General features: G+C 70.8%; 15 protein-coding genes. 5 read left to right on the top strand and 10 right to left on the bottom strand.

From position 1 onward, the window contains the following. The 8 genes from ACXRVZ_RS12520 to ACXRVZ_RS12485 all read right to left on the bottom strand — a co-directional run bounded on the left by ACXRVZ_RS12520 (position 1) and on the right by ACXRVZ_RS12485 (position 7,273). Entirely contained in the window at positions 1–1,245 is a 1,245-nt protein-coding gene (locus tag ACXRVZ_RS12520) for an FCSD flavin-binding domain-containing protein (protein ID WP_457422258.1), read from the bottom strand. After that, positions 1,242–1,535 carry a c-type cytochrome gene (locus tag ACXRVZ_RS12515; protein WP_457422256.1) on the bottom strand — a complete coding sequence of 98 codons (294 nt, stop codon included), beginning with the start codon at positions 1,533–1,535 and terminating at the stop codon, positions 1,242–1,244. The genes ACXRVZ_RS12520 and ACXRVZ_RS12515 overlap by 4 nt, the downstream gene beginning before the upstream one ends. Before the next feature lie 10 nt (positions 1,536–1,545). Next, the gene (locus tag ACXRVZ_RS12510) at positions 1,546–2,625 is read right to left on the bottom strand and encodes a class I SAM-dependent methyltransferase (RefSeq protein ID WP_457422254.1); all 1,080 of its coding nucleotides are present in this window, start codon (positions 2,623–2,625) and stop codon (positions 1,546–1,548) included. Beyond that, complete coding sequence (locus ACXRVZ_RS12505; RefSeq protein ID WP_457422252.1) at positions 2,622–4,691, bottom strand: putative bifunctional diguanylate cyclase/phosphodiesterase; 2,070 nt, start codon at positions 4,689–4,691, stop codon at positions 2,622–2,624. Before ACXRVZ_RS12505 ends, ACXRVZ_RS12510 begins: the two co-directional genes overlap by 4 nt. Next, positions 4,688–5,479 (bottom strand): uracil-DNA glycosylase, encoded by a 792-nt coding sequence (locus ACXRVZ_RS12500; protein ID WP_457422250.1) that lies wholly within the window; start codon positions 5,477–5,479, stop codon positions 4,688–4,690. Before ACXRVZ_RS12500 ends, ACXRVZ_RS12505 begins: the two co-directional genes overlap by 4 nt. Before the next feature lies 1 nt (position 5,480). Then, positions 5,481–5,963 (bottom strand): ribosomal protein S18-alanine N-acetyltransferase, encoded by a 483-nt coding sequence (gene rimI / locus ACXRVZ_RS12495; protein WP_457422248.1) that lies wholly within the window; start codon positions 5,961–5,963, stop codon positions 5,481–5,483. 73 nt (positions 5,964–6,036) lie between these two features. Further along, a complete protein-coding gene (gene tsaB / locus ACXRVZ_RS12490; RefSeq protein ID WP_457422246.1) occupies positions 6,037–6,720 on the bottom strand; it encodes a tRNA (adenosine(37)-N6)-threonylcarbamoyltransferase complex dimerization subunit type 1 TsaB in 684 nt (227 codons plus the stop codon). 58 nt (positions 6,721–6,778) lie between these two features. Further along, on the bottom strand, positions 6,779–7,273 hold the full coding sequence (locus ACXRVZ_RS12485) for a TspO/MBR family protein (RefSeq protein ID WP_457422244.1): 495 nt from the start codon (positions 7,271–7,273) through the stop codon (positions 6,779–6,781). A 181-nt stretch (positions 7,274–7,454) separates the two neighbouring features. On the opposite strand from ACXRVZ_RS12485, the gene ACXRVZ_RS12480 reads away from it, so the two are divergent. The 5 genes from ACXRVZ_RS12480 to ACXRVZ_RS12460 all read left to right on the top strand — a co-directional run bounded on the left by ACXRVZ_RS12480 (position 7,455) and on the right by ACXRVZ_RS12460 (position 11,126). Next, positions 7,455–7,628 (top strand): hypothetical protein, encoded by a 174-nt coding sequence (locus ACXRVZ_RS12480; RefSeq protein WP_457422242.1) that lies wholly within the window; start codon positions 7,455–7,457, stop codon positions 7,626–7,628. Between the two features lie 203 nt (positions 7,629–7,831). Then, complete coding sequence (locus tag ACXRVZ_RS12475) at positions 7,832–8,980, top strand: diguanylate cyclase (protein WP_458232441.1); 1,149 nt, start codon at positions 7,832–7,834, stop codon at positions 8,978–8,980. A gap of 111 nt (positions 8,981–9,091) precedes the next feature. Next, the gene (gene lepB, locus ACXRVZ_RS12470; RefSeq protein ID WP_457422238.1) at positions 9,092–9,781 is read left to right on the top strand and encodes a signal peptidase I; all 690 of its coding nucleotides are present in this window, start codon (positions 9,092–9,094) and stop codon (positions 9,779–9,781) included. A 46-nt stretch (positions 9,782–9,827) separates the two neighbouring features. After that, on the top strand, positions 9,828–10,802 hold the full coding sequence (locus ACXRVZ_RS12465; RefSeq protein ID WP_457422236.1) for a hypothetical protein: 975 nt from the start codon (positions 9,828–9,830) through the stop codon (positions 10,800–10,802). Positions 10,803–10,919: 117 nt separating this feature from the next. Further along, complete coding sequence (locus ACXRVZ_RS12460; protein WP_457422234.1) at positions 10,920–11,126, top strand: hypothetical protein; 207 nt, start codon at positions 10,920–10,922, stop codon at positions 11,124–11,126. Between the two features lie 4 nt (positions 11,127–11,130). On the opposite strand, the gene ACXRVZ_RS12455 is transcribed toward ACXRVZ_RS12460, so the two are convergent. Together ACXRVZ_RS12455 and ACXRVZ_RS12450 are read right to left on the bottom strand one after the other, a co-directional pair. Beyond that, the gene (locus tag ACXRVZ_RS12455; RefSeq protein WP_457422232.1) at positions 11,131–12,417 is read right to left on the bottom strand and encodes an ABC transporter permease; all 1,287 of its coding nucleotides are present in this window, start codon (positions 12,415–12,417) and stop codon (positions 11,131–11,133) included. A 4-nt stretch (positions 12,418–12,421) separates the two neighbouring features. After that, complete coding sequence (locus ACXRVZ_RS12450; protein WP_457422230.1) at positions 12,422–13,360, bottom strand: ABC transporter ATP-binding protein; 939 nt, start codon at positions 13,358–13,360, stop codon at positions 12,422–12,424. Between the last annotated feature and the right edge of the window lie 118 nt (positions 13,361–13,478).

Raw genomic sequence — 13,478 nt, 5'->3', positions numbered from 1 at the left:
TCACAACCCGAGCGTGTCGGTCCAGATGTTGTCGGCCCAGCCCAGCGCATAGGCCGCCTCGGCCGCGCTGGCGGCGGCCGACACACCGCCCGAGCCCGGCACCGTCTTCATCGTCTTCTCCACCGCGTCGTACTGGTGGACCGAGGCCACATGCATGGCCTCGGCCGGCGTGACGAAGCTGTAGCAGGTGTTCATCACCACCGGCGCCGGGTTCACCGCCTCGCCCTGCAGCAGCGCCAGCACGGCCGCCGCCGCGAGCTTGGCCTGCTGGTTGGCCAGGTGGCCGGACTTGGGCATGCCGGGGGCCGACAGGATGGCGTCGCCAACGACGTGCACGCCGGGCGCGGCCTGCGCCTGCATCGTCAGCCAGTCGACGCCCACCCACCGACCGTTCACGTTGGCGAAGTCCTTGACCAGATCACCGGCGCGTTGCGGCGGGATCAGGTTCAGCACGTCGGCCTTGATGTCCTCGAACTCGAAGCGCGCGACGCCGCCGGCCACTTCCTTCAGCTCGGCATTGGGCCGGTACTCCAGCACCCCGGCGTGATGCTGCGCAAACGCGCGCTCGAACAGCGCCTTCTTGCTCTGCACCTCGGGGTTGGCGTCCAGCACCAGCAGCTTGGCGCGCGGCTTGGCGCGACGCAGGAACGAGGCGATCAGGCAGGCGCGCTCGTAGGGCCCCGGTGGGCAGCGGTAGGGTGCCTTGGGGATGCTCATCAGCACGACGCCGCCATCGGGCAGGTCCTGCAGCTGGCGGCGCAGCGCCAGCGTCTGCAGGCCGGCCTTCCAGGCATGGACGGCGCGGCCGCTGTCGTAGGCCGCCGCCAGGCCGGGAATGCCGTCGAGCATGAAGTCGACGCCGGGCGCGAGGATGAGGCGGTCCCAGCGCAGCGTCGTGCCATCGGCCAGGCGGACCGACTTGGCCGAAGGATCGATGGCCACGACCTCGCCGCGCACGCGCTTCACGCCTTGCGCCTCCAGGCCGGCATAGCCTTGGCCGATGCTGATGGCGTCGCGCACGCCGGCGATGACGAGGTTGGACATGGGGCAGGAGATGAAGCCCTCGTTGCGCTCCACCAGCGTGACGTCGACATCCGCGCCGCCCCAGAGCTTGAGGTAGCGCGCCGCCGTCGCGCCGCCAAAGCCACCACCCACGACGACGACGCGGCCGAGGCTGGTCGTTGGCGTCGCGCAGCCCACCAGCGCCAGGCCGCCCGCCGCGATGAGTTGGCGCCGCGCGATCATGGCTTGGCCTGCGCAGCAAAGTAGGCCGCCACCAGGCGCAACTGGGCCTCGGTGTAGCCCTTGACGATCTGCGGCATGACCGTGCCCGGCTGGCGGCCACTGCGGTAGTCGGCCAGCGCCTCCAGCATCACCTCGGCCTTCATGCCGGCCAGCGGTGGCATGGCCGGGCCGCGCGGTCGGCCGTGAGTGCCGTGGCAGTTGGCGCAGGTGGCCGCGAGGCTGCGTGCCACCGTTATGTCCTCGGCCAGCGCCGGTCCGGCGCACAACATCAACAACAGCCAAGCCTTCATTCACAACTCCTCAGAGTTTGTGCGAACGGTCCCCGCGTTCAAAACCAATCGCGTCGAACGGCGCATTCAGCGGCGCGAAGCCGACCACCTTGAACAGCTCGCCCATCTCGTGCTCGGCCAGCAGGCGGTGGGCCATGGCCCGCTCACCCAGTGACGCGCCGGTCAGCAGCTCGGCGATGCCGCAGTTGAGCAGAAAGTTGGCCTGGCTGGTATAGCCCAGCACGACCAGGCCGGCGTCCTGACCCGCCAGCGCAATGCCGGTGAAGTTGATGTGGGCCGTGATGTCCTTGTCGCCCACGACCACCAGCGGGTCGGCGTCGGCCAGGTGGGCCTGGTGGCACATCAGCGTGCCGCCGTGGCGCTGCGGGTGGTAGTACTCGGTCTCGGGGAAGCCGTAGTCGATGAAGAAGGCCGCGCCGCGCTTGAGCGAGCGGGCCAGCGTGCGCGTGAACGCCTCGGCCTGCGGGTGGATCTCGGTGACGGTGCCGGGCACCAGGCCGGTTTCCAGCGGCGGGCGCAGGTGGCTGTCGCGGTCCGCGAAGGCGAAGCCCTCGGCGGCGGAGATGACACCGCGCTCGCGCCAGACCTGGCCGTCGAAGGCCACGAGCTGCACGGGCATCGCGTCCAGCACCTCGTTGCCGATGACGACGGCCTCGATCTGCTCGGGCAGCGTGTCCAGCCATTCGACACGCTCACCCCAGTGGCTTAGCCGTTCGCGCTGGCGCTCGCGCAGCTCGGCCGACAGCTCGACGATGCGGTAGCGCACCAGGCCCGCGTCCAGCGCATCCAGCTCAGCGATGAGTTGGGCGGCGAGTGCCCCCGAGCCGGCGCCGAACTCCATGACTTCGCCGCAGCCGCTGACTGCAAGCGCCTGCTTGAGCTGACGCGCCAGCGCGCGGCCGAACAGCGGAGACATCTCGGGCGCGGTGACGAAGTCCGAGCCCTCGCTGGGCATCTGGCCAAACTTGCGCCGGCCACCGGCGTAATAGCCCAGGCCCGGCTCGTAGAGCGCCATGGCCATGAAGCGGTCAAACGGCAGCCAGCCGCCGGCAGAGGCGATCTCGGCATGGATGCGCTCGGCCAGATTCATCTGGCCTTCACCCAGGCCTCGAAGTCCGCCGCCGGCATCGGCAGGCCCACCAGCTCGCCCTGCAGCTGCTGGCAGCCCCAGCTCGCCAGCAGCTGCCACTGCGCCGCCGTGCGCACGCCCTCGGCCGTGACGGTCAGGCCCAGGCCCACCGCCATCTGCACGATGGCGCGGGTGATGGCCTGGGCGCCGACGTCGTCGGGCAGGCGCATGGTGAAGCTCTGGTCGATCTTGAGCTTGTCCAGCGGCAGCTCGGTCAGGTGGGCCAGCGAGGTGTAGCCGGTGCCGAAATCGTCGACCGACACGGTCAAGCCCATGGCGCGCAGCTGGGCCAGCGTGGCGGGCGCGTGCTCGATGTCCTCAATGAGCATGCGCTCGGTCAGCTCCAGCTCCAGCCACTGGCCCTTGGCGCCGGTCTCGGTCAGCACGCGCTTGACCGTGTCGGCAAAACCGTCGAGGTGGAACTGCATGCGCGACAGGTTGACGGCGATGCGCATTGGCCCGTGTGCGCTGGTCATGCCCTGCTCGCGCCAGCGCCGCGCGGTGACGGCGGCCTCGCGCATGACCCACTCGCCCAACGCCAACATCAGGCGGTGGCGCTCGGCGACGAAGATGAAGGTGTCGGGGCTCAACAGGCCGCGCTGCGGGTGGCGCCAGCGCAGCAGCGCCTCGGCCCCGGAAAGCTGGCCCGTGGCTGAATCGACCTGGGGCTGGAAGAAGAGCTCGAACTCGTTGCGCGTCAGGCCCTGCGCGAGCTCGGCCTCCAGCACCAGGTCGCGCAGGGCCGTCTCGGCCAGCGCCGGCTCGAAGAACTGGTAGGTCGCGCGGCCGCGGGCCTTGGCGCGGTACATGGCCGTGTCGGCGTGCTGGATCAGTTCCTCGGCCTGCCGGCCGTCCTGCGGGAAGACGGCCACACCGATGGACGGCGTGACCGACAGCGCCCGGCCGTCGGCCTTGACGGGCACCTCGACAACCGACAGCAGCGCCTCCAGCACGACGACGATGTCGGCGCGCGTCTCCAGGTCGCTCAGCAGCACGACGAACTCGTCGCCGCCGAAGCGGCCGATGAGATCGCTGCCGCGCAGCGCGCCCACCAGGCGCTCGGACACCGTCGTCAGCACGCTGTCGCCCTCCAGATGACCCAGCGAGTCGTTGACGCGCTTGAAGTTGTCCAGGTCGATGAACAGCAGCGCCAGCATCTCGCCCTTGCGCTCGGCATGCTTGAGCAGCAGGGCCATGCGGTCCATGAAGGCGGCGCGGTTGAGCAGGCCGGTCAGCGCGTCGTGGTGGGCCAGGTGCTGGATGCGGGCGGCGCTGGCGAGGCGGTCGCGGATGTCGCGCACGATGGTCATGCGCAGCTTCTCGCCGTCGCGCTCCAGCGTGCGCACGATGAACTCGACCGGGATGCGCGTGCCGTCCTTGTGCGTCACCGCCGTCTCGTAGCGCAGCTCCTTGCCCTGGCGCATGACCTCCTTGACCTTGGGCAGCTCGTCGGCGGCGATGAAGGACAGCACATGCCGGCCCACCATCTCCTCCAGCGTGTAGCCGACCAGCTCGCAGCAGGGCGGGTTCACGTCCGTCGTGATGCCGTCCCTGTGGAAGAGGATGCCCTCGACGGTGGCCAGCATGAACTTGTCCAGCCGCGCCTCGGACTCGCGCAGCTGGCGCTCGGCCAGGCGGTGCTTGGTGATGTCGTTGACCAGCACGCAGCTGGCCACCGGCTCACCGTCCTCGCCCAGCTGCGGGATGAGGTGGACCTCGATCCAGCGGGGCGTGCCGTCGGCCTCGGGCAGCTCGCGCTCGTAGCTGACCGCGACGCGCTCGCTGAGCACGCGGTCCACGGCCGGCTGGATCAGTGCCGCCGCCTCGGCGCCGATGATCTGCGCGAAGGTCCGGCCCAGGATGCCCTGCTCGGTCTCCCCGAAGGCCTCGGCATAGCCGCGGTTGGCGAACAGGCAGACCTGGGTCTTGGAGTCGTAGAGGGCGATCCAGGCGGGCAGGTAGTCGGCCAGCAGCTTGAAGCGCGCCGCCTCGACGGAGCGGAGGATGTCGACCGCGTTCACTGTCATGTCGTCAAGGTCGCAAGCGCCAGGCGCAGATCGTCCCAGGCGCCGGCCTTGTCGGCGGGCGAACGCAGGAGGTAGGCCGGGTGGTAGCTCACCACCACGGGCAGATCACGCCAGGCATGCACGCGGCCACGCAGCCGGCCGAGCGGCTCGGTCAGGCCGGTCAGGCGGCGTGCAGCCTGCAGGCCCAGCGCCAGCACTAGGCGCGGTTGCAGCAGTTCGATCTGGCGGGCCAGCACGGCCTCGCAGGCATCCAGCTCGGCCACCTGCGGCGCACGGCCGCGCGGCGGGCGGCACTTGACGAGCGGCGTCACGAAGGCCGTCGGCGCCTCGCCCAGCCGCGTCTGGCCGGCGGCCAGCAGCATGCGGTCCAGCAGCCGGCCGGCGTCGCCGCTCAAGGCCTGGCCCGAGGCGTCGTCGGCGTCGTCCGGCGGGTCGGTGACGACCAGCCACTGGGCCTGCTGCACGGCACCGTTGCCGTAGACGGCATTGCGGCGCTGCTCGCACAGGCCGCAGGCACGGCAGGTGGACACGGCCTCGCGCAGCGCGGGGGTGTCCAGGCCGGCGAAGGTGGCGGGCAGGGCCGGGGCGAGGCGGAGAGCTGGAGCTGGAGCCGGGGAGGGCGCAGCCATCGGTGGCCGTGAGATGACCGCAGGCGGTGCCGACACGGCGGGCCGCTCGATGACGGCAACCGCGGGCTCATCAGGCTCGACGGCCTCAACCACCGCGCGCATCGGCAGCTTGAAACCCATCTCGGCCAGCATGGCCCTCTGGCGTTCGTCCCAGCTCATGTCAGACCGCCACGGAGAGGCTCATCAGCACGGCGTCCTCGCGCGGCCCCTGCTGCACGGGGTAGTAGGCGCGCCGCCTGCCAACCTCGGCAAAGCCGTAGCGCAGGTAGACGTCCCGCGCGCGCTCGTTGCCGACACGCACCTCCAGCCACAGCTGCGTCAGGCCGCGCGCGCGGCAGCAGGCCACCAGCCGGTCCAGCATGGCGACGGCCAGGCCGCGCCCCTGCCAGGCGGGCACGACGGTGATGTTGAGCAGATGCAATTCGTCCACGCCCGGCATGGCGACCCAGTAGCCCAGCAGCTCCGCGCGCGGCCCGCGCAGCACTTCGGCCGGGTAGCCGGCGGCCAGCGAGTCGACGAAGTTGCCATGCGTCCACGGCACCGGGTAGGCCTGGCGTTCGACGGCCATGACCTCGGTGAGGTCGGGCACGCGCATCGCGTCGGCGTCCCAGGGCGGTGGCTGGCGGTCCAGTTGGGCGCTCATTGGTGCACCCTTCGGCCTACGGCCTGTCCCGCCAAGCGGGAGCGAGCTTGCTTGGGGCGGCCCTGCGCGGCGCTCATACCTTCACCGCCCGCTCGGCCGTCGTCAACGCCACCTTGTCACGCACGTAGACCGGCAGGGCCTCAGCGGCGTCGAGCGTGTCGCCGCGCTGCCAAGCGGCGAGCGCCAAGGCGCCCAACGCGGCGGCGCGCGAGCGGGCGTGCGGCCAGGCGTTGGCCACCGTGCCCAGCGCGGCGGCATATTCGGTCAGCGCCGACCCGGCCACGGCGGCCGGCTGGGCCCAATGGGCTGTGAGTGCCTGCGGGGCGTAGAGAGCGGGGGCTTCGACGACCTGCCAGGCGCCATCGGCCCAGCGGTAGCGCGCCGCGTAGATCTCGCCGATGCGCGCGTCCATGGCCACCCAGATGTCGTCACCCGCGCCCTGGGCACGGGCGTCCTCGGCCACCAGCATCAGGCTGTCGATGGCCAGCACGGGCTTGGACAGGCCAAAAGCCAAGCCCTGGGCCACCGCGCAGGCCGTGCGCAGGCCGGTGAAGGCGCCCGGGCCCTGGCCGAAGGCGATGGCGTCCAGGTCGTCCATGGTCACGCCCACCGCCGCCAGCAAGGCCTTGATCTCGGGCAGCATGCGCGCCGAGGCCTGGGCGCCGCCCGCCGCCTCGAACAGCTTCGTCTGCCCCGGCGTCACGAGGGCCAGGGCCATCGTGTCGGTGGAGCTGTCGAGAGCAAGCAGAACGGGCATCGAGGCAGTTTACCGTCGGGGTAGACGGCACCTGCGCCCCGGGAGGGCCGACAGGCTCCTAGAGCAGGCCCGGGTTGCGCTGCCAGACCGCCCACGTCAGCGCCGACGCAAAGCTGACCCAGGCGAGGTAAGGCACGAGCAGCAGGCCGGCCAGCCGGCGGATGCGCCAGAAGGCGGCCGCGGTGATGGCAATGAGGGCCCACAGCAGCAGCACGTCGGCGAATGCCAGCGCACCCAGGTGCGCGCCGAAGAACAGCCACGACCAAAGCGCGTTCGCCACCAGTTGCATGAGGTACAGGCCCAGCGCACCGTCCACGCTTTGCGACGGCCGCTCGCGCCACACCAGCCAGGCGGCAACGCCCATCAGCAGGTAGAGCAACGACCACACCGGGCCGAACACCCCTGCCGGCGGTGCCCAGTCGGGCTTGGCAAGCTGGCCGTAGAAGGCCGGCGCATCCATGGATGCGATGGCGCCCACGGCCGCCGCCACAAAGGTGAGCGCCAGCCAGGCCACCAGGCCGATCACCTCGGATCGCGTCGAGTTCCTCAGCATGGCCACCTCGCCAATAACGATTCAGATGAGCGGCACGATAGCCCGCGCCAGGGCCGCCAACTGCCGGCGCAGGCCAGCCCCGTCGGTAGGAAGCTGCCTACGACCGGGTGCAGGCCCGTCCGACCATGGCGTGGTGGCGGCGCCACTAGAGTCAATCGCACACGACTCCTGTGGAGCTGATATGTCTTTCGCCCTTTACATCCTCGGCCTCGCGGTGCTGCTTGGCGGCGTCGCCTGGGCGCTGATCAGCGCCGGCCTGGCGGCTACCTACGTGGCCATCGCCTGCCTCATCGTCGCCGGCATCGGCATCATGATGGCCGTGTCGCGCACGCGCCTGAAGGATCCGCCGGCTTGAATGTTGGCCCCTCGCCCAGGCTTGCCCGGCTGAACGCGGGCAGCCTGGCCGGTCCCCCCAAGGGGACGGCGATGCTCGCGGCATTGAGCCGCTCGCACATCGCCATGTGGGCCGGCTTGGGAGCGGCCCGGCGCTCGGCCCGAAGACGCGGGACACGAGTCATGGGTCACACTGCGGGCTTCGTCATCCTGCAAAGCCCTCACTTGACCGCGCAACCCCTGCTGATCGCGCTCGTCTCGGTGCAGTTCTTCGTGCATGCGGTGGCATGGGCCATGACGGCGCGCCTGGCGCGGCGCTGGCAGGCGGTGGAGGGTCATTTCGCACTGTTCTGGCTGCTGCTGGCCATGGGCCTGGCGCTGTTCGTGCCCCCTTGGCCCAGCGGCAGCGCACCGCGCAATCTGGCTGACCTGCTGATCGTCGCGGCATCGATGATGGAACACCGCGGCCTGGCCCTGCACTGGGGCCGGCGACCGGGTTGGCGGCCTTACGCGCTGGGGCTGGCCTTTGCGGCCGCAGCGATTGCCGCGAGCTTCCTGCTCGAAAACGGCCACGGCCTGCGCGTCGCCGTCGTCTGCTTTGGCTGCGCCACCATGATGCTGGCCAGCGTCAGCCTGATGTGGCGCCTGGGCCGCGCGGCCACGCCGCTGTTCGCGCCCATCGCCGCGGCCGGCTACAGCCTGCTGGGCGCCGCCCTGCTGGTGCGCGGCGTGCAGGCCCTGCTCATCGGCGCCACGACCAAGATCTCCATCGATGCGCCCGGCCACGCCAACATCCCGCTGGCGATTGCCGTGCTCTTTGTCGGCGGCCTCATCAACCTGGCCCACATCCGCCTGGTGCTGGGCCGGGTGCTGGACCTGCTCAGCCGGCAGGCCAAGACCGACGAGCTGACCGGCGCGCTGAACCGCCGCGGCCTGCTGCAGCAGCTTGAAGCCGCACACGCCTGCGCGCTGCAGGGCAAGACGGGCTACGCGCTGATGATGGTGGACGTTGACCACTTCAAGGCCATCAACGACCAGCACGGCCACGCCGAAGGCGACCATGTGCTGCAGGGCATATCGGCCAGCCTGCGCGGCGCGCTGCGCAGCGACGACCGCGTCGGCCGCTGGGGCGGCGAGGAGTTCTGCGTGCTGCTGCCGCGCACGCCGCTGCGCGACGCCGAGGCGCTGGCCCAGCGCGTCGCGACCCATGTGGCGGCGTCGAACTCGGGCATCCGCGTGACGGTCAGCATCGGCGTGTCGGAGTACGGCCCGGCCGACCTCGACCTGAAGGCCGTCATCCGCCGCGCGGACGATGCGCTCTACCGCGCCAAGGCGACCGGGCGCAACCGCGTCGTCACGGCGGACGCCGCCTGAAACCGACGCGCCGTCGGCAGCTCATTCGCCGGATTCACCATTCGCCCGGCTGACCCTGCCATTCGCCCGCTGCGCCTGCCGCGCCATCGCCGCCACTCGCACCATGGCGGCATGAAAAACCTCCGCCACACCCTCAAGGCCAACCGCGGCTTCATCGTCTTCCTGCTCGGCCTGGCGCTGCTGCGCACGGCGGTGGCCGACTGGAATCCCATCCCCTCGGGCTCGATGCGGCCCACGCTGCTGGAGGGCGACGTGGTGCTCGTCAACCGGCTGGCCTACGACCTCAAGCTGCCGCTGACCGACGTGGTGCTGCTGCCGCTTGGCGAGCCGCAGCGCGGCGACGTCGTCACGCTCAGTTCGCCGGCCGGCGGCACGCGCCTGATCAAGCGCATCGTCGGCCTGCCGGGCGACCGGATCGCCATGCGCGAGGACGTGCTGATCCTGAATGGCCGGCCGCTGAGCTACAGCGACAAGCAGTCGCAGGGCGAGACCGTCGCGCCCGGCTGGGTGGTCGACGCCGTGCGCGCCAACGAGGACCTCGACGGGCGAGCGCACGCCGTGCAGTTCCTGCCGTCGCTGCGCGCGCGGCGCGACTTCGCCGAGAGGACGGTGCCGGCGGGGCACTACTTCCTGCTGGGCGACAACCGCGACAACAGCGAGGACTCCCGCTTCATCGGCACCGTGGCACGCGAGAAGCTCATCGGCCGCGCCCACCATGTGCTGGTGGCGGCCGACTGGCTGGGCGAGGACGGCTGGCGCATGGCGCCGCGGTTCGGGCGCTGGGTCACGGCGATCCGCTAGTCTCCCGCCCCGTGCCGTGGCGAGTCGCGGCACGCAGGGAGACACGATGATCGTTCCGAGCTTCTGGGCCGAAGCCCGCACCACCGCGCGAGCAAAAGAAGGCCGCGACGTCACGTTGCGGCGCTTTGGCTGGTCCGACACCAGCGCGGCCGACGCGCAGGCCCAGGCCGAACTGCGCGTGGCCGAGGCGGCACAGCGTGCCGCCAGCGGCGAAGCGGTGCCACGCCGTGACCTGAAGCTGACCTACAACGGCGCCCAGGGCCTGCCCATCCGCGAGGAGGTGCTGGCCCGGCATGGCGAGGCGGTCATCACGCGCAATGCCTATGGCGCGCGCTGCCTGAACGTGCCGGACCTGTTGATCGCGGACGTGGACTTCGGCACCGAGCCGCCCGCAGCACTCCGGGTGGGCCTGCAACTGCTGCTGGTTGGTGTGAGCGTGGCTGTTCTGCTCGCGCTCAGTGTCGGCGTGGTGGGCATCATCGGCGCCATCGGCAGCTACCTGCTCGGCAGCGTGTTCACTCACGGGCTTGCCAAGCGCCGGACAGACGCAAGCGAGGAACGCGCGCTGCAACGCATCAAGGATTTCATGGCGCGCCACACCGACTGGCGCCTGCGCATCTACCGCACACCGGCGGGCATGCGGCTGATCGCCACGCATGCCCGCATGACGGCGGACGCGGCACAGACCCGCGAGTTCTTCGCTGCCGTCGGCACCGACCCCATCTACGCCCGCATGTGCCTGAACCAGCATTGCTTCCGCGCCCGCCTGACCGCCAAGCCCTGGCGCATCGGCATCCCCGACCACCTCAAGCCGCGCCCAGGCGTCTGGCCCATCCGCCCGGAGCGCCTGCCCGAGCGCGAAGCCTGGGTACGGCGCTACGAACGCGAGGCTGAGGCCTATGCCGCCTGCCGCTACCTGGAGACGCTGGGCGATGGACAGGACGCCCCTGACCTCATGGACCTCGTCGCGCTGCACGATGCGCAGGCCAAGGCGCTGGATGACATCCGGCCATTGGCCTGACGCGCCCGCCGCTCACAAGCTGTATCAACCTCGCCCGTCAACCGCGCCGCCGTGCCAGCGTTCAAAGAGGGGCCGACATCAACAACCCGTCGGCCTCACTTCACGGAAGCCCCGACCATGACCACGCTGACTCTCACCTTCAACGGTCCTTCCAGCCAGGCCCGCAGGGCACTCGGCGGGCTGCTGCAGCGCTACCGCTCGGCCTATTTCGTGGAGCGCAGCAGCAATGAGTACGCCGTGACGGCCGACGAGGTCACCGCCGCAGAACTGGCACGGCAGCCGCTGTGGTCAAGCCGGCTGGTGCCGGCGCAAGCACCGCGCTGACCCCTCATTCCTCCCACCGGAACCGCCACACCGCCACCGCCATGAACACGGCGGTGAAGCCCAGCATCACGGCGGTCGGCAGCAACGCCTCGGCAAAGCCCTGACCGCGCCAGGTCATCGCGTCCAGCGCATCGACGGCCCAGCGCGTCGGCACGGCCAGCGACACGGTCTGCAGCCACTCGGGGAAGATGAATGCCGGCACCCAGGCGCCGCCCAGCATCACCATCAGCAGCGTGGTGAGGATGGCCAGGCCGCGGGTAGCCTCGGGCGTGCCGCCCAGGGCGGCCACCAGCAGGCCGAAGCTGGCCGTCAGCAGCGAGAAGCTCACCAGCACCAGCGCAAAGCCGGCCGGGCTGCCGAGCACGCGCACGCCAAACGCGGCAATGGCCACCGCGTAGATGACGGTGAAGACGATCAGCGAGATCAGCGCGCTGGCCAGCACACGGCTGCCCAGCAGCTGGGTGCGCGACAGCGGCGCCGCGCGCAGCCGCTTCCACAGGCCCAGGCGGCGCATCAGCAGCAGGCCCACGGCCATGTCGACACCCGCCATCAGGATGAACTGCACGCCCATGCCGGCAAAGGAATGCGCATAGCTGTTGTAGGCCACGGGCGCGGCATTGGCGTTGGACTGCACGGCCTCGACCTCGCGGGTGGTGTAGGGCATGGACAGGCCGCCCGCCTCGGGCGCTGAAGCTGAGCTCGCCGCCGCCGTGTCCTGGCGCTGCACGGCGCCGATGGCGTCGAACATCCGGTTCAGGTCGGCGCGCCGGGCATCGGGCATGCTGGCCGCGCCGCTGACCTGGCGCTGCATCTCGCCCAGGCCCGCAGGGCTGAGGGCGGAGCGGCTGACCTCCTGCATCAGCGTCTGCGCCAGCAAGCCGCGCACGACGGCCAGCACGCTGGCCTGCGAGGGGTCGTAGTGCAGCACGATCTCGGGCTTGCTGGCGCCGCCGAACATGGCGCCGCCTGCCTGCTGGCCCAGCCCCTTGGGCAGCACCGCCACGGCGCGCAGCTTGCCGGCGCGCACCTGGACCAGCGCGTCGGCCTCGTCGGTGACGGTGGTCTTCAGCGAGGCCTCGGCCTGCAGCGCCGCGACGACGCGCTGCGACAGCGGGCTGCCGTCCAGGTCGACCACGCCGACGGCGATGCCGGCCATCTTGGTGTTGCTGCCGAACAGGCTGCCAAAGAAGGCGGCGATGAGGATGGGGGCGACGATGCTGAGCAGCAGCGCGCGGCGGTTGGAGAAGTGCAGTTTCAGCTCGGCACGGACGAGGGCGAGGATGGCTTGCATGGTTTCAGTCCCGCAGTTGACGGCCGGTCAGGTTCAGGAAGACGTCTTCAAGCGTGGCCCGCGCCGTGGCCAGGCCGCGCACCTTGACGCCACGCTCGGCCAGCGCGGCCAGCACGGCGCCGGTGTCGCGGGCGATGTCGCTCACGCTGACCTCCAGCCGCTGGCCCGTGCGATTCGCACCGGGCAGGCCCGCCAGCGCGGCCGACAAAGCCTCAGCCGGCTCGCCGTCGAGTTCAAGTTGCAGCGTCTGCGCCGCCGGCAGCAGCGCGAACAGCTGGGCCTGCGTGCCGCTGGCCACCACGCGGCCGTGGTCGATGATGACGATGCGGTCGGCCAGGCGCTCGGCCTCTTCCATGTAGTGCGTCGTGTAGATCAGCGCCTTGCCCGCAGCTTTCAGCATCTCCAGGTTGTCGAAGATGGCGTTGCGGCTCTGCGGGTCGACGCCGGCCGTGGGCTCGTCGAGCAGGATGACCTCCGGGTCGTGGATCAGCGCGCAGGCGATGTTGAGGCGCCGCTTCATGCCACCGGAGAAGGTCGAGGGCTTGTCCTTGGCGCGGTCGGTCAGGCCCACCATGGCCAGCACCTCGTCGGCGCGGCGCTTCAGCAGGTCGGGCGGCATGCCGTAGAGGGCGCCGAAGAGTTCGAGGTTCATGCGCGCGGGCAGTTCCTCGTAGAGCGCGATGTCCTGCGGCACCAGGCCGATGCGGCGCTTGTAGCCGGCCTCGTCCGTCGCCAGGCTCACGCCGCCGGCCAGCGTCACGCTGCCCGCGTCGGGCGCGGTCAGGCCACAGATCATGCCCACCGTCGTCGACTTGCCGGCGCCGTTCGGGCCCAGCAGGCCCAGCACCTCGCCGGGGCGCAGCGCGAGGCTGACCTCGTGCACGGCCACCCTGTCCCCGTAGGCCTTGCGCAGACCCTTTGCCACCAGCACTTCGTCGCTCATGACGCCATCCTTCCAAGTCGAATTGCTGCGCATGCTGGGGCGGCGCAGGTCAGGCGACAAGGGCGGCGCGACGGATGGCCAGCCGGGTCGGTGAATCGACGGCGCCCGGCGCGAACAG

Source organism: Roseateles sp. P5_E8, assembly GCF_054177665.1.
This window is presented reverse-complemented; position numbering and strand designations above follow the sequence as displayed.